Source organism: Arthrobacter sp. NPDC058097 (assembly GCF_042884885.1).
Taxonomy (GTDB): domain Bacteria; phylum Actinomycetota; class Actinomycetes; order Actinomycetales; family Micrococcaceae; genus Arthrobacter.
The window spans coordinates 44,481-62,629 of record NZ_JBHVSZ010000005.1 but is presented as its reverse complement, the minus strand read 5'-3'; the positions used below and the strand labels follow the sequence as shown (position 1 = coordinate 62,629).

The window sequence follows — 18,149 nt, the reverse complement described above, 5'->3', positions numbered from 1 at the left end:
TAGTACGCTGGTTACGGACGGATGTGAGCGCCCAACGAGGGCAACGGCAGACCTCCGCCGCTTCGTTCCGCTTCATTCTGGGCTGAAAGGTTGCCGATGGAACCGCACCGACGCATCACGATCGACGAAGCACCTCCCGGCGGACAGGGCTTCACTGGAAGTGCTGCGCGCGGCGTCAACGCCCTCAACGGACACAAGTCCGTACCCCTGGAAGCCCCGGCCTTCCGTGCCGCGAGCGAGCGCATCCTCAGCGCCATTAACACCGTCATCGACGGCAAGGCCGAGGCCGCGAAGCTGGCACTGACGGTCTTGCTCGCCCAGGGCCACCTGCTCCTGGAGGACGTCCCCGGGGTGGGCAAGACGCTGCTGGCCAAAACGCTGGCGCGCACCATCGACTGTTCCGTCAGCCGGATCCAGTTCACCCCTGACCTCCTCCCCTCCGATGTCACCGGCGTCTCCATCTACAACCAGTCCTCGCGCCAGTTCGAGTTCCGCCCGGGTGCCGTGTTCGCGAATATCGTGATTGGCGACGAGATCAACCGGGCCTCCGCCAAGACCCAGTCCGCCCTGCTCGAATGCATGGAGGAGCACCAGGTCACGGTGGATGGACACTCCTACAAGCTGGGCGAACCGTTCATGGTGGTTGCCACCCAGAACCCCATCGAGATGGAGGGGACGTATCCGCTCCCGGAGGCGCAGCGGGACCGCTTCATGGCCCGGATCTCCATGGGATACCCGGACAAGGACTCCGAGATCGAAATGCTCGAGACCCACCAGGCCACGTCCCCGCTGGCCCGGGTCAAGGCGGTCGTGACCGCGGCGGATGTCGCCGCCATGATTGCCACCGTCCAGCAGGTGTTCGTCTCCGAAGCCGTCAAGGAGTACACGGTGGCCGTCGGCCGGGCCACCCGCGACAGTGCCATGCTGCGCCTGGGCGCGAGCCCGCGCTCCCTGCTGCAGCTGCTCCGGGCCGCGAAGGCGACGGCGGCGCTGGACGGCCGTGACTTCGTTCTGCCGGATGACGTCGTGGCCGTTGCCGAGGCGGTGCTGGCGCACCGCATCATCCTGGACCGCAAGGCCGCCAGCACGGGCGAGACCCCGCAGGGCGTGATCCGTGGCATCCTGGCCCGGATCCCCGTCAGCCAAGAGATGACGGACACGGCAAACGCCGGGCGGACATCGCCCGAACTCCGCCATAGCCGCTAGTCAGGACCGTCACCGTGGCACTGCTGGACAGCCTCCCCCGACATCTCTTCAGCTCCCGGGGCTGGGGACTCCTGGCGGCCGGCGCCGTCTCCCTGCTCTGCGCCCAGGTCATGGGCCGCCGCGACCTCCTGACCCTCGGCGTCCTGCTGGTTGTCCTGCCGCTCGTTTCGCTGGCCGGCATCAGGGTGGTCAAACCGCGATTCCGGGTCTACCGGGAGTTCAGCCCTTCCACGGTCGAGACCGACTCCGTCACCACGGTCCGGCTCGCCGTCGCCCGGACCGGGCTGGGCACAGGCCGGGTCGTCATGGAGGAGCGGCTGCCGCCGCGGTTCGGTGAATCCCCGGCGTTCCGCTTTCCCGCCAGGTCCGCCTCGGGCGGCACCAGCCGCTACGAGTACCACCTGCGCTCGGGAAAGCGCGGACAGTTCACCATCGGCCCCGTCACCGTAGAGTTCACGGATCCGTTCGGGCTGTCCCTGCACCGCCATTCAATCGACGACGGCGACACTCTCACCGTGACGCCGTCCGCCGTCGAACTTCCGTCCACCGGCCTTGCCGGAGCGCGCGGCAACGACGGCATCACCGCCACCCGGACCCGGGCCAACCCCAGCGACGACGACGTCATGACGCGCGAGTACCGGCACGGGGATCCGATGCGCCGGGTGCACTGGCCGGCAACCGCCCGGCACGGCGCCCTCATGGTCCGGCAGGAGGAATCCGTCACCACCCCCGAGGCCACGGTCATCCTGGACCACCGGTTCGTGGCCCACTCCTCGGGCTACGGCTCGGGCTACGGCTCGGTGTTCGGTAACCCGGGCGACGACGGAAACGACCTCGTCACCAGCGACACCTTTGAGTGGGCCGTCACTGCGGCAATGTCCGTGGGCGCCCACCTCGCCGAACTCAACTACTCGCTGCGGTTCCTGGACGCGGCCGGCGAGCCTGCCTTCCACCGTTCCGCCTCGGCGCCGGAGCCGGACAACGAGGAGTACAGCGGCGCGGCCGGCCTGCAGTCCATCGCCGAAAGCCTTGCCGCGATCCAGCTGACCGGCCCGCACCACGCGCGCAAGGAGCACGATCCCGGCCGCCGCGAGCATGCGGGGAGTGCCGATCCGGCCCAGTCCGTTTTTGACGACCGGCTCATGGACAAGCTCGCGGCCCACCGGATGCGCGGCCCGGTCCTGGCGCTGCTCGGGAAGATTTCCCTCGCGGAGGCGCGGGCCCTCGCCCCCGCAGCCGGGTACGCCGCCAACGCGTTTGCCGTGGTGATCACGGAGAAACCCGCGGACTGCCACGATGTGCTTGAGGCACTGCGGTTCGGCGGCTGGCGCGCCGTCGCCGTCGAGGCGTCCACCTCGCTGCCGGCCGCCTGGATGTACTTCGACGAAGGCGACGCCGCCATGTGGACGGCTGCGGCGGACGTCCGCCGCGGGGCGGAGGTAGGGCGGTGACACTGACACCACAGCGGCAGGCGGAAGCCGATGCCCAGCCGCAGCCCGCGCCGGCTTCCCCCGGCGGCGGACGGTTCGGGGCCGGCCCCTACCCGTGGGTCATGGCTGGCGCAGTGGCGGCGTCCGTCTGCGGCGCGTCTCTGGCTCTCAACGGCGTCCTTCGGGGATGGGCATGGTTCCTGCCGGTCCTGACCACGGTGGTGGTGGTCTCGCTGGCCATGGCCCTGCTCCGCACCTTCCGCGCCGCGCCCGTGCTGGTGGCGGCCGGAGGCCTGGTGTCCCTGGCCTTCATCCTGACGTTCACCTTTTTCCGGCGTGACAGCATCGCGGGTTTCCTCCCGTCCCAGGCCACCCTCGACGCGCTGGGCAGGCATCTTCGCCGGGCCAGCGAGACGGTGCTGGCCGAGAGCTCGCCGGTGGCGCCCAACGCCGGCATCGTCCTGGTGACGTGCGCGGCGCTGGGACTCGTCGTCATCCTCGTGGACGCGCTGGCCCTCCCCCTGGGCATGCCCGCCACCAGTGGACTCGGCCTGCTGGCGGTACTGGTGGTTCCGGCCATGATCAAGCCGCAGAGCGTCGGATGGCTGGGATTCGTGGTGACGGCGGCCGGCTATCTGACGATCCTCGCGTGCAGCCAGTGGTTTGCCCCGGATGCGCGGACCCAGGCGGACACGGCCCGCAACCCCGGACAGATCAGGCGGGCAACACTGACCGGAGCCGTGGCCCTGGTGGTGACACTGCTGCTCCAGATTGTGGTTCCCGGCTTTGACCAGGGCACATTCCCGCAGGGTTCCCGGCTGAACCCCTGGGGTACCGGAACGGGACTGAACCCCATGATCAGCCTCGGCAGCAGCCTGCGGACCCCCACCGGCGAGGGCAGGATCACCTACGCCACCAACGCCACCACGCCGCTCTACCTCCGCTCGGTCACGGTTGACCGCTTCGACGGCGAGGCCTGGTCCCCGGACGACCGCAACGCCAGCCGCCGGGCCGGCACCGGACGGATGGACGTGGGCCACGAGATCCTGGCACCCGAACAGACCCGGCAGGTGACGGTGGTCAACACCGGTGACTTCACCAGCCCGTACCTCCCCGTCCCGTACGCCCCCGAATCCGTCAACGGGCTGACCGGGCGGTGGAGCTGGGATCCCGCCACGTTGAGCATCAAGGGCACCGACACCAACTCCCGCGACCAGCAGTATCTGGTGCAGTCCTCTGTCCCGAAGCTGACCACGGAACTGCTGGATGCGTCCTCCGCCCCCGTCCGGGGCGTTCCCGAGGAGTTCATCCGGCCGCCGTCGAATATTCCGGACATCGTCCGGACCACCGCGGAGTCCGTCACGGCCAACGGCCGCACAGCCTACGCCAAGGCAATGGCGATCCAGCGTTTCCTGCGCGGCCCGGACTTCACGTATTCCCTGGAGTCACCCGTCCAGGGCGGATATGACGGAAACGGGCTGTCAGTCCTGGCAGACTTCCTGACCCAGAAGAGCGGCTACTGCATCCATTTCGCGTCCGCCATGGCGGTGATGGCCCGGCTCGAAGGCATCCCGAGCCGGATCGCCGTCGGCTATGCGCCGGGCAGGCTGACCGGCGCCACGGTGTCCGTCGCCGGCCAGGGAGCGCTCCCGGAGTTCGAAGTCGACGCCCGTGATGCCCATGCCTGGCCCGAGCTGTACTTCCAGGGCCTCGGCTGGGTTCCCTTTGAACCCACCCCCTCGCGCGGCGTGGTGCCGCCCTATGCTCAGGACTCCTCAACGTCCGGCAGCGCCAGCACCAATGACCAGAACAACGACGGCCTGGTGCCGAGCAACGGTGCCACCGCCACCCCCGCACCGGCACCTGCCCCGCTGCCCCTTCCGGGGAGCGGAACGGCCGACGCCGGGAACCAGCTGGCGCCCGTGCTCTACAGCGCCGCCGGGGTGCTGCTGCTTGCCCTCCTGGCCGCCACACCCCGCCTGGTGCGCGGAGGCATCAGGGCAAGGCGCCTCCGGGGCACAGGCACCGGCCGGGACCGGCTGGCTGAACCGCCGCTCGTCTGGTCCGAACTGCAGGACCTGGCCACGGACTACGGCGTGCGTCCCGAACCGAGCGAGACGCCGCGGACGTTCTCAGCCAGGCTGCGCGGTTCGGCAGCCATGAACCAGCGGGCAGGGTCAGAACCCGACCCTGGGACGGGAGGAGGCACGGGCACCGAACCCGGCACCGGACGCAGGCCCGACGCCGGGACCGTCCAGGCCGTGACTGTCCTGACGGATGCCTACGAGCGGCATCAGTACGGCCGGCCCGCCGGCCCGGACGGCACCCGCCGCGGCCTGCCGGAGGAAACCGCCGTCAGGCACATCGGCCAGGTGCGGCAGACGCTGCGCCGCAACGCCGGCGTGGTCGGCAGGCTCCGCGCCGACTGGCTGCCGCCGTCGGTGCTCTCCCGCTGGGGAGCCGTTGCGGGATGGCCTTTCCGCGTCCTCGGCCGGGCAGGGCTCCGGATGCGACGCGCTGCCTCGGTGCTGTGGCGGAGGACCCGCAGCGGACTCCGGCACCTCCGGGAAGGCTAGCCGCGGCTCGACGGCCAGCCCGCTCACCGGACGCCCCCCGCACTGCATCCGGCCGACATTTCCAATGTTTGACATGTGACCGCCACCACCTTATCTTTGTGAAACGGGAAAGCGCATTCCAAGGACCAGTACAGCTTGGGAAACCAGGGAAAGTGTCCGCGGACCACAGCAGCCTTTTGCGCACCCTCCCACCCGATCCGACACCCAGCCACGGGGCGTTTCCGGCGGGGCAGACGATTGTCCAAAGGAGGACGACATGAAGAGCGACACACACAAGCTGCGGGCTTCGGCTGGACCGCAACAGTCCGGCACGCGCAGGACCAGCAGCACCAGGAAGGCTGCCGCCAGCGGTTGGGTGGGCAGTGCCCTGGAGTATTACGACTGGTTCATCTACGCCCAGGCAGCCGCCCTGGTCTTTCCCACCGTTTTCTTCCCGGCCGGAAACCCGACCGTCGCGCTGATCGCCTCGCTCGGCACCTACGCCGTGGGATACGTCGCCCGCCCGATCGGGGCCTTCGTCCTCGGCCAGTGGGGCGACAGGCACGGCCGCAAGAACGTCCTGGTCCTGGCCATGCTGCTCATGGGCGTCTCCACCTTCGCGGTGGCACTGCTGCCCACCTACGACCAGGTCGGCATCCTGGCCCCGGCCCTGCTGCTGCTGCTTCGCCTCGTCCAGGGTTTCGCCGTGGCCGGGGAACTAAGCGGGGCCAGCGCCATGATTGTGGAGCACGCACCGTTCGGACGCCGCGGCTTCTACGCAAGCTTCGCCCTCCAGGGCACCCAGGCCGGGCAGATCATTGCCGCCGCCGTCTTCCTCCCGCTCTCGGCTGTGCTGTCCTCCGAAGACTTCCACGCCTGGGGCTGGCGTGTCCCGTTCCTGCTCAGCGCCCTGGTGGTGTTCGCCGGCTACATGATCCGCCGCCGGGTTGAGGAGACGCCGGTCTTTGTGGAGGAGAAGGCGCACAAGGACGTTCCCAGGATGCCGGTGGTCCAGGTGCTGCGCGAAAGCGGACTGAACGTGGTGCGGGCGGTCTGCATGACGCTGGTCAACGTTGTGGGCGTCACTGTCGCAGTGTTCGGCGCAGCCTACGCCACGCAGCCCGGGTACGGGATCGGCATGAGCACCACGGTCTACCTCTGGATTCCGGTGCTGGCCAATGTCATCGCACTCGCCCTCATCCCCTGGTTCGGGGACCTCTCGGACCGGTTCGGCCGCCGGCCCCTGATGATCGTCGGATCGCTGGGCTCCGGCGCGCTGGCCTACGGGTACCTCTACGCCGTCAGCCAGAACAACGTGCCGCTCACCATCGTCCTCGCAATACTCATGTGGGGCACGCTCTACCAGGTCTGGAACGCCACCTTCGCCAGCTTTTTCCAGGAACTCTTCCCCTCCCGGACGCGGGTCACCGGGTTCGCCATCTCGCAGAACATCGGCCTCCTGATCACGTCCTTCCTGCCGAGCCTCTTCGCCGTGGTCGCTCCCCCGGGTTCGGCAAACGTTCCGCTCACCGTCGGATCCATCTGCTTCGGCATCACCGTCATCGGGGCCATAGCTGCCTGGTCCGCCAGGGAAACACACCGCATTCCGCTCCACCAACTGGGATCGCCGGACGCCACGCCGGTCTCCCGCGAGGAGTACGCCGGCATCCGGGCCGCGGCCCGCTAGACGCCGGGACAGACTCCCGTCAGGCAAAACGGCGCTGGCCCGCAGGATTCCTGCGGGCCAGCGCCGTTTGTCGTTGCACCCGGTGTGTCCGGAGCCTGCTTTGTTAGCCGGCGTAGGGGTCGGCGATGCCGATGTACTGGGTGTAGAGGTATTCCTCGATGCCTTCGAGGCCGCCTTCACGGCCCAGGCCGGACTGCTTGACGCCGCCGAACGGTGCTGCCGCGTTGGAGACGACGCCGGCGTTCAGGCCGAGCATGCCGGTCTCGAGCCGCTCGCCCATCCGGATGCCGCGGTTGAGGTCCTTCGTGAAGACGTAGGCCACCAGACCGTATTCGGTGTTGTTGGCCAGGCGCACGGCCTCGTCCTCGGAGGAGAACGTGGTGATCGGGGCGACAGGGCCGAAAATCTCCTCGGACAGGATCCGGGTTCCCTCGGTGACGCCCTTGAGGATGGTCGGCTGGTAGAAGTAGCCCGGGCCCTCCACGGGGGCGCCGCCCACCACGGCGGTGGCACCGGCGGAGAGGGCGTCGGTGACCAGTTCGTGGACCTTGTCCCGGCTCTTCGCGTCGATCAGCGGACCCACCTTGGACTCGGGCTCGGTGCCGCGGGCGGTGGTCATGTCCTTCATCTTCGCCGCGAACTTCTCCGCGAACTCGTCCGCGACGGACTCGTGCACGATGAAGCGGTTCGCCGCGGTGCAGGCCTCGCCCATGTTCCGCAGCTTCGCCAGCATCGCACCGGCCACGGCGGCATCGACGTCGGCATCCTCGAACACCACGAACGGGGCGTTGCCGCCCAGCTCCATCGAGGTCCGCAGCACCGTCTCGGAGGCGTCCGACAGCAGACGGCGGCCCACCTCGGTGGAACCGGTGAACGAGAGCTTCCGCAGGCGCTGGTCCTTGATCAGCGGGCCCGTCGTCGCACCCGCCGTGGAGGTCGGGATCACATTCAGGACACCGGCCGGCAGGCCCGCCTCCTGCATCACGGCCGCGAACAGCTGCGAGGTCAGCGGCGTCAGGTTCGCGGACTTCAGCACCATCGTGCAGCCGGCCGCGACCGCCGGGGCAATCTTCCGCGTCGCCATGGCCAGCGGGAAATTCCACGGCGTGATCAGCAGACACGGACCCACCGGCTTCTTGGTCACCAGCAGCCGGGACTTGCCGTCCGGGGAAACCGAGTAACGGCCGAACGCACGCACGGCTTCCTCCGAGAACCAGCGCAGGAACTCGGCCCCGTAGGTGACCTCGCCGCGGGCCTCGGCCAGCGGCTTGCCCATCTCCAGGGTCATCAGCAGCGCGAAGTCCTCGGCCCGCGAGGTGACCAGATCAAAGGCCCGCCGCAGGATCTCGCCGCGCTCCCGCGCCGGCACCTTCGCCCAGGACTCCTGCGCAGCGGCGGCCGCGTCCAGCGCCGCCTTGCCGTCCTCAGGACCGGCGTCGGCGATGCTCAGCAGCGTCTTCCCGGTGGCCGGGTCCTCGACGTCGAACGTCTTGCCCGACGCCGCGGGACGCCACTCGCCGTTGATCAGCAGGCCGGTGGGAACAGACGCGAGCAATTCGCTTTCGCGTTCTGCGGTAGCAGTGGACTGTGTGGTGACAGACACGGTGACTCCCTCGTCAGCAATCGGATTGCCGGTTATGTGCAGCTCCTGCATACGGCTTGCCGCCGCCTGCCGCCCGCTGCTTGCTTGGCTGGATTAAAGCCACGGTACTGCCGGGATCTCGGCAGTGTCTACGCATCGGCGCACTGCCCGTCCCGCCATTTGTTGTGCAGCTGCACAGCCGTTCCGGCAGCGTCGCGGGGAGGGTGGGAAGCTATCGCCGGGCTGCTGCCGCGGGCTCCGCAGCACCGCTTGAACCGGGCACACGGGCACTGCTGGGACGGGCCCGGCAGAGCACAGCCACCAGGGCGGGGACGCTACCGCGCCGCGAGCACCGCGGAGTACAGTTCCCGCTTGCTCACGCGGGTTTCCTCCGCGACGGCCGCCACGGCTTCCTTGAGCCGCACGCCCTTGGCCACGAGTTCGTTGACCGCGGCCACACCGTCCTCCGGCGAGCCTGGTGCGCGCTCCGGTGCGCCTGCCACCACTACGGCGATCTCACCGCGCACTTCGTTGGCCTCCGCCCACTGCAGCATCTCGCGGAGCGAGCCGCGGAGGACTTCCTCGTAGGTCTTGGTGAGTTCGCGGCACACCGCCGCGCGCCGGTCCGGGCCAAAGCGCTCGTGCAGCGCCCGGAGCATGGCCTCAAGCCGGTGCGGCGCCTCAAAGAAGACCATGGTGCGGCGTTCGGCGTCGAGATCCGCCAGGCGCGAGGCGCGTTCGCCGGCCTTCCGCGGCAGGAACCCCTCGAAACAGAACCTGTCGGTGGGCAGGCCGGACAGGGCCAGCGCGGTGAGGACTGCGGAGGGGCCGGGGACGGCCGTGACCGTGAGGCCGGCGGCCACCGCGCCTTCGACAAGCCTGAAGCCGGGGTCGGAGACAGCGGGCATGCCGGCGTCGGTGACCATCACGAGGGTTTTTCCGGAACGGACCTGGTCCAGGAGCTCCGCGGTCTTGGTGGCCTCGTTGTGCTCGTGGTAGCTGATGATCCGTCCGCTCACGGCGACCTCCAGGCTCTGCACCAGGCGGTGCAGGCGGCGGGTGTCCTCGGCCGCCACGATGTCCGCCGTTGCCAGCAGCTCCACCAGCCGGGCCGAAGCGTCGCCCACGTTGCCGATGGGCGTCGCCGCCAGCACAATCCGTCCGGGACCGGCGCTGCGCAGGCCCTGCCCAGTTCTGCCGGCCGGTTCGGCGCCGCCTGCCGGTTCTGCACTGCCGGTAGGGTCGGAACTGCTGTCAGGGGCGGTGCTCGCTTCATGGTCCACGGATCCAGCCTACTGCCGCCCGGCCTTCTCGCCTTTCTTCAGGGCCGAACCAGCCGCAAACGGTAGCATGGGCTCGTGACGCAGACCTCCGTGCGGCCTGACGGGGCCGAACCAGCAAGTACCCCGCCTTCCGCACCCGCCACGGAAGGCCGCCTGCACGGGAAGCGCTGGATCGCCCGGCCCTCGGAGGCCTTCACGGCAGACGCCCTCACCCGGCGCCTGATCGGCGGCATCCGCACCTGGCGGGACTACCCGCCGTCGCTCCGGCTCTGGTTCTGGCTGGTTCCGGCCATAACCGCCCTCGTGGCCGGGATCCTGAGGTTCGTCCGGCTGGATGTACCGCGCAGCCTCGTGTTTGATGAGACGTACTACGTCAAGGACGGCTATTCGCTGCTGGTAAGCGGCTACGAGCGGAGCTGGCCGGACAAGGCCAATGACGCATTCGTGGCCGGCAACCCCAACGTGCTGCTGAACACCCCCGAATATGTGGTGCACCCGCCCGTGGGCAAGTGGATGATCGCGGCAGGCATGTGGCTTTTCGGGGCAGACAACCCCTTCGGCTGGCGGTTCGCCGCCGCACTGACCGGCACCCTGTCCGTCGCCCTCCTCGCGCTGATAGCCCAGAAGCTTTTCGGCTCCCTGATCCTGGGCGGGGCCGCCGGGCTGCTGCTCGCCGTCGACGGGCACCACCTGGTCATGTCCCGCACGTCGCTGCTGGACATCTTCCTGATGTTCTGGGTCCTGGCCGCCTTCGGCGCGCTGTTGCTGGACCGCGACGACGGCCGGCGCAGGCTCGCGGCCAGGCTGGGGAGGCAGGCGGCCGCCTCCCCTGCCGGCAGGCCATCATCGCTCCAGCTGCTGTCCGGCCCCTGGCTGGGCGTCCGGTGGTGGCGGGTAGTGGCAGGCATCTGCCTGGGCCTGGCCGTCGGCACCAAGTGGTCAGCGCTCTTCTTCCTGGCCGGCTTCGGGCTCCTGACCGTGTTCTGGGATCTGAGTGCCCGCCGGACCGCCGGCATCCGCGGCTGGATCAGCGCCGGAATCATCAAGGACGGGCTGCTCGCGTTCGTCAGCATCGTGCCCGTGGCCGCCGTGACCTACGTAGCCACCTGGACAGGGTGGTTCCGGTCCACTGATGCCTATTACCGGCGGTGGGCGGAGACCAACCCCAGCGCGGAATGGGGGTGGCTGCCGGACTCCGTGCGGTCCCTGGCGCATTACCACCTTGAAGCCTACAAGTTCCATCAGGGGCTCAGCTCGGAGCATCCGTACGAGGCGAGCGCCTGGAGCTGGCTCGTGATGGGCAGGCCCACCTCGTTCTTCTACGAGTCGCCCAAGCAGGGCACCCCCGGCTGCGATTTCACCAACTGCACCACGGCCATCCTCTCGGTCGGCAACCCGCTGATCTGGTGGAGCGCCGCAATCTCGCTCGTCATCCTGCTGTTCTGGTGGGCGGGCAGGCGCGACTGGCGCGCCGGGGCGGTGCTCGCCGCCGTCGGCTCCGGCTACCTGCCGTGGTTCATGTACCCGGAACGCACCATGTTCTTCTTCTACGCGGTGTCCTTTGAGCCCTTCCTGGTCCTGGCGCTCGTGTATTGCCTGGGACTGGTGCTGGGGAAGACCACCGATCCGCCATGGCGCCGGCGCTCCGGGCTGTACGGGGTTGCCCTCTTCGTGGTGGCCGCGGTCCTCATCTCATCTTTCTTCTACCCCGTCTGGACCGCCGAAATGATCACCTACCAGGACTGGCGGTTCAGAATGTGGATGCCTTCCTGGATCTGAGGCACGATTGCAGGTGGACCCCGGACGTGATCATCAACGAAATGGAGACCCGCCTGTGAGGGAAGCAAGCACGGAACTGATGGTTGCCCTGGAGGACAGCAGCAACGTCACCGACCTGCTCCTGGACTGCTACCGGCACAATCCTTCGCATGCCGTCTACGCCCGCCGGGATGCCGGCGGCTGGCAGAACGTCACCGCCGGGCACTTTCTTGACCAGGTCACCGCCCTGGCCAAAGGCCTCATTGCCGGCGGCCTGGCACCCGGGGACACCGTGGCCGTGCTCTCCGCCACCCGCTACGAGTGGACGCTGGTGGACTTCGCCATCTGGTTTGCCGGCGGCGTGACCGTGCCCATCTACGAAACCTCCTCGGCGAGCCAGGTGGAGTGGATCCTGTCCGACTCCGGCGCCGGGCGGGTCTTCGCGGAGGACCGCCAGAAGGCGGCGCTGCTGGACCAGGTCCTGTCCGCCTCCAGCGTGCTCGCCGGCCGCCTAGTGCCGGTGTTCCGGATGGATTACGACGGCGAAGCCCCCAACCTGGCCAGCCTCGCCGCCGCGGGGGCCGGGGTGTCAGACGCCGAACTGGAGCGGCACCGCACGGCAGCCGCGCTGCGGGACGTCGCCTCCCTCGTCTACACCTCCGGCACCACCGGCCGGCCCAAGGGCTGCGAGATCACGCACGGCAACTTCGCCCTCGTGGCCAGGAACATCGTGGCGTTCCTGCCCGAGCTGCTGCAGCAGGAGAACGCCAGGACCCTGATGTTCCTGCCGCTGGCCCACGTGCTGGCCCGGGCCGTGCAGGTGGTGTGCCTCACGGCCGGAGTGACCCTCGGCCACACCTCCGGCACCGCGCAACTGCTGGATGACCTGGGAACGTTCAAGCCGACCTTCCTGCTGGCTGTCCCCCGCATCTTCGAGAAGGTCCATGCCGGAGCGGAACAGAAAGCGAAGGCCGCGGGTAAGTCGCGGCTGTTCAGTGCCGCCTCAGGGGTGGCCGTCCGATACTCGGAGGCACTGGACGCCGCCGCACGCGGGAAGGGCCGCGGTCCGGGGGCCGTGCTGCGGGCGCAGCACGCGCTGTTCGACCGTCTTGTGTATCCCCGGCTGCGCCAGGTGTTCGGCGGCAGCATGAAGTACGCCGTTTCCGGAGCCAGCCCGCTCAACGCGCGCGACGCGCACTTCTTTCGGGGTGCGGGGATCGCCGTGCTCGAAGGCTACGGGCTGACGGAGACCACCGCGCCGTGCACGGTGAACACCGCCCGCCTCGCACGGGTGGGCACGGTGGGGATCCCGGCGCCGGGCACCACCATCCGCATCGCCGAGGACGGTGAGGTCCTGGTCCGTGGCATTGGCGTGTTCAAGGGCTACCACGCCAACGAGGCGGCCAACGCCGAGGCGTTCAAGGACGGCTTCTTCCATACCGGGGACCTGGGCTCGCTGGACGCCGACGGGTTCCTCACCATCACGGGACGCAAAAAGGACCTGCTGGTCACCGCCGCCGGAAAGAACGTGGCTCCCGGGCCGCTTGAGGAGAAGATCCGCGAACACCAGCTCGTGGGCCACGCCGTGGTGGTCGGTGACGGGAAGCCGTTCGTTGCTGCCCTGGTCAACCTCGACCCCGAGGGCCTCGAGCAGTGGTGCACGGCGAACAGCGTTCGGCTGCTCAGCCCAGCGGAAGCCCGGACGGACCCCGCGGTGCGCACCGCCATCCAGGAAGCGGTGGACCAAGCCAACAGCCTCGTGTCCAAGGCCGAATCCATCCGCAAGTTCCGGATACTGGATGCCGCCTTCACCGTGGAGTCCGGGCACCTGACACCCTCCCTCAAACTCAAGAGGGCCGCCGTCGTCAAGGACTTTGAAGCGGAAATCGAGCAGCTGTACGGCTGAACAGGCCTTCCGGCCCGGTCACCAGTACTGCTACCTGGCCACCGACGGCCGGGCGTCACAGGTTGACGGGCCGGGCTGTGCCATTCTCCGGAACGTCGTCGGCGTCGTCCTTGACGTCGCTGTCCTCCGCGTCGCCGCCCTTGCGACCCTTCCGGGCCGGGGCCAGGCCGCGGCGCCTGCGGGTGGGCCAGGTCAGGATCAGCGTCACCACGGCCGTGATCAGGACAAGCGCGGCGATGACCAGGCCGGCGTCGATCCAGAACTGCCCGGGGAAGAGCCGGATGAGCGTGTCCTCCAGCGCAAACGTCCAGGAACCGGCGGCAAAGAAGATGCGGTGGAACTCGGTGAAGAACTGCTGCCAGCCGAGGGCGGCCAGGGTGCCCAGGCCGATGATGAGCACCAGCGTCACAATGGAGCCGGCGAACAGCCCCCGGCGGACACCGCCCGGCGTGCGCCGCCGCAGGTAGATAATCGCGATGATGCTGACCAGGACCAGCAGTGCCCCGGCTCCGAAGGCGGACAGGAAGACGAGCTTGACGTCGGCCATGTGGCTGACCTCGCCGTCCTTGAACAGCTTTTCGCCGCTGCGGTTGATCAGTTCACCGAGGTAGCGCGGACCGGACCAGTTACTCAGGTAGTCCACGGCGTAGGAGCCGTAGGTCATGCGGTCGTCCGCGTTGAAGCCGTAGCCGTCCCCGGGGAAGCCGGGCCGGTGGTACTCGACCCAGAGGAAGAGCGGGCTGGTCACGGCGCGCACGGCCAGGACCAGGAGGATCACCGGGTAGAAGATGGCCAGCAGGACCTGGAGGAACCGCGGCAGCACCGGCTTGGCCCTGGCTGCCTGCTCGCGCTCCGCGTTGCGGCGCTCCACTTCCTCCTGCGGGGGACGGACCTGCAGCGCCGATGTGGGGAGCGGCTCGCTGTAGTGCGTGCCCATGGCGGAGGAACGGGCAGGCTGGCGCATGTCCGCGGTCCGTCCCGAGCCAGCGTCCTGGCCTGCCGGCGCGATCCGGCCGGGCTCAGCGTCCGGTTCGGTTTCGGCGTTCCCGGCGGCAGCCGCCTCCGCCGCCTTGCGGTCGGCACGGCTTTCCGGCTGGACCCCAGCGGAACCGGCCGCAGGTGAACCGGCCGCTGCGGAACCGGCCGCCGGATGTGAAGCAGAACCAGCCGGCCGGTTTGCAGCGGCACCGGCGGCCGGACGTGCTGCGGAGGGGGAGGCAGCACCGGCGGCGCCCTCCCCCTCGGCGGCGCGCGCTGCAGGCGCGGGCTTCATCCATTCAAACGCCGGCTCGTCGGTGTCCTCCGCGGGATCCAGGGCGGGGTTCGCCGCCGGATCCAGCCGCGGATCAAGGCGTCCGGACGGTGTCGGAGTATTGTCTTTCACTGCAGCTTCACTTCCGTAGGCGTCCACACTCCATGGTCACCGGGAATGCCGGGCCACGCAGCGCTCTGTATCTCCCCAAGAGCCTACCGTCAGCCGCTCCGGCACCGCGATGTGCCACCCCGCCACCTGCGTGAATAATCGGCAGGCAGTAATATTCAGGCTGCAAGTTCTGTTGAGCCGGTGTCCTGGCTGCCGAGGTCGCCGCGGGCGCCGGAGCGGTAGGCCCGTCCGCCGCACACCAGCACATACAACCAGTATGCCGCCAGCACTGCCGCGCCGATACTGATTTTCGCCCATACCGGCAATGCGCTGGGCGTAACAAAGCCCTCCACGAGGCCCGAGACGAACAGCACGAGGACCAGGCCCAGCGCCACCGTGATCATGGACCGGCCTTCTGTCGCGACGGCGCGCGACCGGGTCCGGTTGCCCGGCGACACCATGGCCCAGAAGATTCTCAGCCCGGCCGCGCAGGCCACGAACACCGCCGTCAGCTCCATCAGGCCGTGCGGCAGGATGTAGCTGAAGAACACGTCCGTCTTTCCCACCGCGGCGAACATTCCGGCGGCCACGCCAACGCCCTGGGCGTTGGTGAACAGGATCATGGGCACCCAGAATCCGGTGATGCCCAGTGCCACGGCCTGGGCGCTGATCCAGGCGTTGTTGGTCCAGACGGCGCCGGCGAATGACGCCGCCGGGTTCTCCGAGTAGTAGTCGATAAAGTCCTGCTCCACGTACCGCTGGACTTCCGCTTCCGAGGCAACGGCCCGCAGGGCCTCTGGCGAGGTGCCAATCCACAGGGCAAAGGCGCAGCCTACAAGGCAGAACGCGGCGCCGCAGGCCACGGTCAGCCAGCGGATCCGGTACAGGGCGGCCGGGAGCGAGAGCACAAAGAACTGGGCCAGGTCCTCCATGAAGTTCGACCGCGCACCGGTGAAGCGGGTGCGCGCCTGCGCCAGCGTGGCAGACAGGGACGCGGACAGGCCGCTTTCCGGCCCGGTGGAACGCAGCAGGGACAGGTGGGCGGAGGTGACCTGGTACAGGCGCAGCAGTTCGTCGGCGTCGGCACCGTTCAGGCGCCGCTTGTTCGCCAGGTGATGCAGCCGCGACCACGTGTCCGAGTTGACGGCGGAGAAGGCGTCCATGTCCACGCTCCTACCCTAGCCTGCGGAGAACTAGACTTAGGCGACCGGTGGCCGGAACGACGTACGGGGCAGGAATTGAGTCCACTCATCACAGGCGAGGCAGTCGTCCTCGAACTCCGTCCGGCGTCCTTCGCTGCACGCTCACTCGGCCTGCTGCTCGACGTCGTGGTGCATACGGCGCTGCTGATAGCCATCCTGATGGCAATGGGCGCGGCCCGGGATGAGCTGGACGAGGCCGCCGCCACGGCGCTCACCCTGGTCAGCGTGGTGCTGTGCTTCGTCATCATCCCGGCAACCGTGGAGACCCTGACCCGGGGCCTCTCGCTCGGGAAGCTGGCGGCCGGGCTGAGGATAGTGCGTGACGACGGCGGGGCCATCCGTTTCCGCCATGCCGTCATCAGGGCGCTGATCGGCTTCCTGGAGATCTACCTGACCTTCGGCGGCGTTGCCATCGCCGTCGCCCTCTTCGACGGCAGGTCCCGCCGGCTGGGCGACATCGTGGCCGGCACCTACTCACTGCGGCGCCGGGTCCCCGTGGAGCCCACGATCGTCCCTGTCATGCCGCGCCATCTGGCCGCCTGGGCAAACGCCGCGGACATCGGCCGGATTCCGGATGCCCTCGGACGCCGTGCCGCGCAGTTCATGCGCCAGGCGCCGCGGATGTCGCCGTTGTCGCGCAGCGGCATGGCCGCGGCCCTCGCCACCGAGATGTCCGGGTATGTGGCACCGTCACCGCCGCCGGGAACCACTCCCGATGACTACCTGGCTGCGGTGCTGGCCGAACGCCGCGCGCGCGAACTCCGCCGGCTGGGCGCGGCGCGCACGGAAAGCAACCGGATCGGGGAACGGCTGCACCGGCTGCCGTTCACGGTGACGCGGGACAGCTGATACTGCCTTGGCGTTTGGCGCGGCGCGTCAGCGCTTCGTGTACTGGGCCCAGGGGATGTTCCAGTCGCCGTAGCCCTCGAGCGGCTCGACCGGCGCAGCCCCGGTGTTCAGGACCTGGACGACGTCGCCGGACTTCATGTTGTTGAAGAACCAGGCGGCGTCCACCGGCAGCAGCCCGACACAGCCGTGCGAGACGTTGGATACGCCCACGTAGCCCCATGCGGACTCGAGCGCCTGGTGGACGTAGACGCCGGAGGACGTGAGCCTGTTGGCGTACTCCACGGTCAGCGGCGGGTAGTAGCCCTTGTCGCCGGGCTTCAGGCCGATGCTTCCGGCGTTGAACTTGGAGTGCCGTTCCTGCTCCATGATCACGGCGTAGCCGGACGGGGAAAGCCAGTCGGAGCCGCCGAGAGTAACGGGCGCGGTCCTGACCAGCTTGCCGTCGAAGTAGACCTTCATGGTCTTGGTGTTGTCGTCCACCACCGCCAGGCGCTGCTGGCCCACCTTGAACTGCACCTTGGCGTTGAAGTTGCCGATCATGCCGTTGCCGAAGTCCACCCCGAACAGCTTCATGTCCACGGTGACCTGGCTGTTTGAAGCCCAGAACTTCTCGGGGCGGATGCGGACCTTCTGGTCCGAGTACCAGTGCCAGGCCACGGGCTGCTTCGAGGAGACGGTGATCTTGACGGCCTTTTCAACCGCAGCCTTGTTGGTGACGGGCTCGCTGAAGACGATATCGATGGGCTGTCCGGCGCCCACCGTGGAGCCGTTCTCCGGGTACACGGCGGCGTCCGCCTCGTTGGCGGGCTCCACTGTGGTGAAGGTCTGGACCTTCTTGGTTTCCCGGCCCGCCCCATCCACGATGGTGTAGCTGTAGTTGTACGGGGTGTTGAAGGCCAGCGGGTCGACGGCCGTCCACGTGCTGCCGTCAGGGCTGACAGTGCCCTTGACGGCCTCTCCCCCGGCGGCTGGCTCCAGCACAACGTCCTGGACGCGGCCATTGACGGCCTTGACGGAGGGCGCCACCGCGGGGTTGACGCCCTTGGCGCCGTCGAGCGGTGTCACACCGAGCTCCACGGCCTTGACGACGGGGGTGGCCAGGCCGGGCTCGTTGCGGACGGGGCTGGAGGCTTCGGACTGGGGCGCGGGGTTGGCCCAGCCAGGGGCGGTGGCGACGCCGATTCCGCCGGCCGCAACCGCAGCGCAAATGGCAATGACGGCGATGATCTTGCCGGTTTTCCGGTTGTTCTTTTCCGTCATGACTGGTTTCTCCGTGCCCTACCGGGCTGCCGATCGGCATCCGTCCGTGTGCCCAGCGGTAACGCTGA

Annotated in this window: 12 protein-coding genes; 7 read left to right on the top strand and 5 right to left on the bottom strand. The window is 68.8% G+C overall.

The features are described from left to right. Positions 1-96: 96 nt before the first annotated feature. From ACFVTE_RS10290 to ACFVTE_RS10275, 4 genes are all read left to right on the top strand, one after another. Complete coding sequence (locus tag ACFVTE_RS10290) at positions 97-1,206, top strand: AAA family ATPase (protein WP_387099899.1); 1,110 nt, start codon at positions 97-99, stop codon at positions 1,204-1,206. 14 nt (positions 1,207-1,220) lie between these two features. Next, the gene (locus ACFVTE_RS10285) at positions 1,221-2,657 is read left to right on the top strand and encodes a DUF58 domain-containing protein (protein ID WP_387099897.1); all 1,437 of its coding nucleotides are present in this window, start codon (positions 1,221-1,223) and stop codon (positions 2,655-2,657) included. Next, the gene (locus ACFVTE_RS10280; RefSeq protein ID WP_387099894.1) at positions 2,654-5,212 is read left to right on the top strand and encodes a transglutaminaseTgpA domain-containing protein; all 2,559 of its coding nucleotides are present in this window, start codon (positions 2,654-2,656) and stop codon (positions 5,210-5,212) included. Before ACFVTE_RS10285 ends, ACFVTE_RS10280 begins: the two co-directional genes overlap by 4 nt. Before the next feature lie 256 nt (positions 5,213-5,468). Next, positions 5,469-6,878, top strand: coding sequence for an MFS transporter (locus tag ACFVTE_RS10275; protein WP_387099891.1), 1,410 nt, complete (start codon positions 5,469-5,471; stop codon positions 6,876-6,878). Positions 6,879-6,981: 103 nt separating this feature from the next. Here the strand turns inward: ACFVTE_RS10275 and ACFVTE_RS10270 are convergent, their stop codons facing one another. After that, complete coding sequence (locus ACFVTE_RS10270; RefSeq protein WP_387099888.1) at positions 6,982-8,532, bottom strand: NAD-dependent succinate-semialdehyde dehydrogenase; 1,551 nt, start codon at positions 8,530-8,532, stop codon at positions 6,982-6,984. Between the two features lie 263 nt (positions 8,533-8,795). Next, positions 8,796-9,641, bottom strand: a complete 846-nt coding sequence (gene rsmI / locus ACFVTE_RS10265) for a 16S rRNA (cytidine(1402)-2'-O)-methyltransferase (protein ID WP_387100501.1) — start codon at positions 9,639-9,641, stop codon at positions 8,796-8,798. Positions 9,642-9,818: 177 nt separating this feature from the next. On the opposite strand from rsmI, the gene ACFVTE_RS10260 reads away from it, so the two are divergent. Further along, positions 9,819-11,522 (top strand): dolichyl-phosphate-mannose--protein mannosyltransferase, encoded by a 1,704-nt coding sequence (locus ACFVTE_RS10260; RefSeq protein WP_387099885.1) that lies wholly within the window; start codon positions 9,819-9,821, stop codon positions 11,520-11,522. 55 nt (positions 11,523-11,577) lie between these two features. Then, positions 11,578-13,407 carry an AMP-dependent synthetase/ligase gene (locus ACFVTE_RS10255; protein WP_387099882.1) on the top strand — a complete coding sequence of 610 codons (1,830 nt, stop codon included), beginning with the start codon at positions 11,578-11,580 and terminating at the stop codon, positions 13,405-13,407. Between the two features lie 55 nt (positions 13,408-13,462). On the opposite strand, the gene ACFVTE_RS10250 is transcribed toward ACFVTE_RS10255, so the two are convergent. Both ACFVTE_RS10250 and ACFVTE_RS10245 read right to left on the bottom strand, forming a co-directional pair. Further along, positions 13,463-14,791, bottom strand: coding sequence for a TIGR01906 family membrane protein (locus tag ACFVTE_RS10250; protein ID WP_387099879.1), 1,329 nt, complete (start codon positions 14,789-14,791; stop codon positions 13,463-13,465). Between the two features lie 155 nt (positions 14,792-14,946). Beyond that, positions 14,947-15,939, bottom strand: a complete 993-nt coding sequence (locus tag ACFVTE_RS10245; protein WP_387099876.1) for a stage II sporulation protein M — start codon at positions 15,937-15,939, stop codon at positions 14,947-14,949. A 69-nt stretch (positions 15,940-16,008) separates the two neighbouring features. Here ACFVTE_RS10245 and ACFVTE_RS10240 point away from each other — a divergent pair, with 69 nt between their 5' ends. Beyond that, positions 16,009-16,821: an RDD family protein gene (locus ACFVTE_RS10240; RefSeq protein ID WP_387099873.1), complete on the top strand. Its 813-nt coding sequence runs from the start codon at positions 16,009-16,011 to the stop codon at positions 16,819-16,821. A 27-nt stretch (positions 16,822-16,848) separates the two neighbouring features. Here ACFVTE_RS10240 and ACFVTE_RS10235 read toward each other — a convergent pair whose 3' ends face one another. Next, positions 16,849-18,081 (bottom strand): Ig-like domain-containing protein, encoded by a 1,233-nt coding sequence (locus ACFVTE_RS10235; RefSeq protein WP_387099870.1) that lies wholly within the window; start codon positions 18,079-18,081, stop codon positions 16,849-16,851. Between the last annotated feature and the right edge of the window lie 68 nt (positions 18,082-18,149).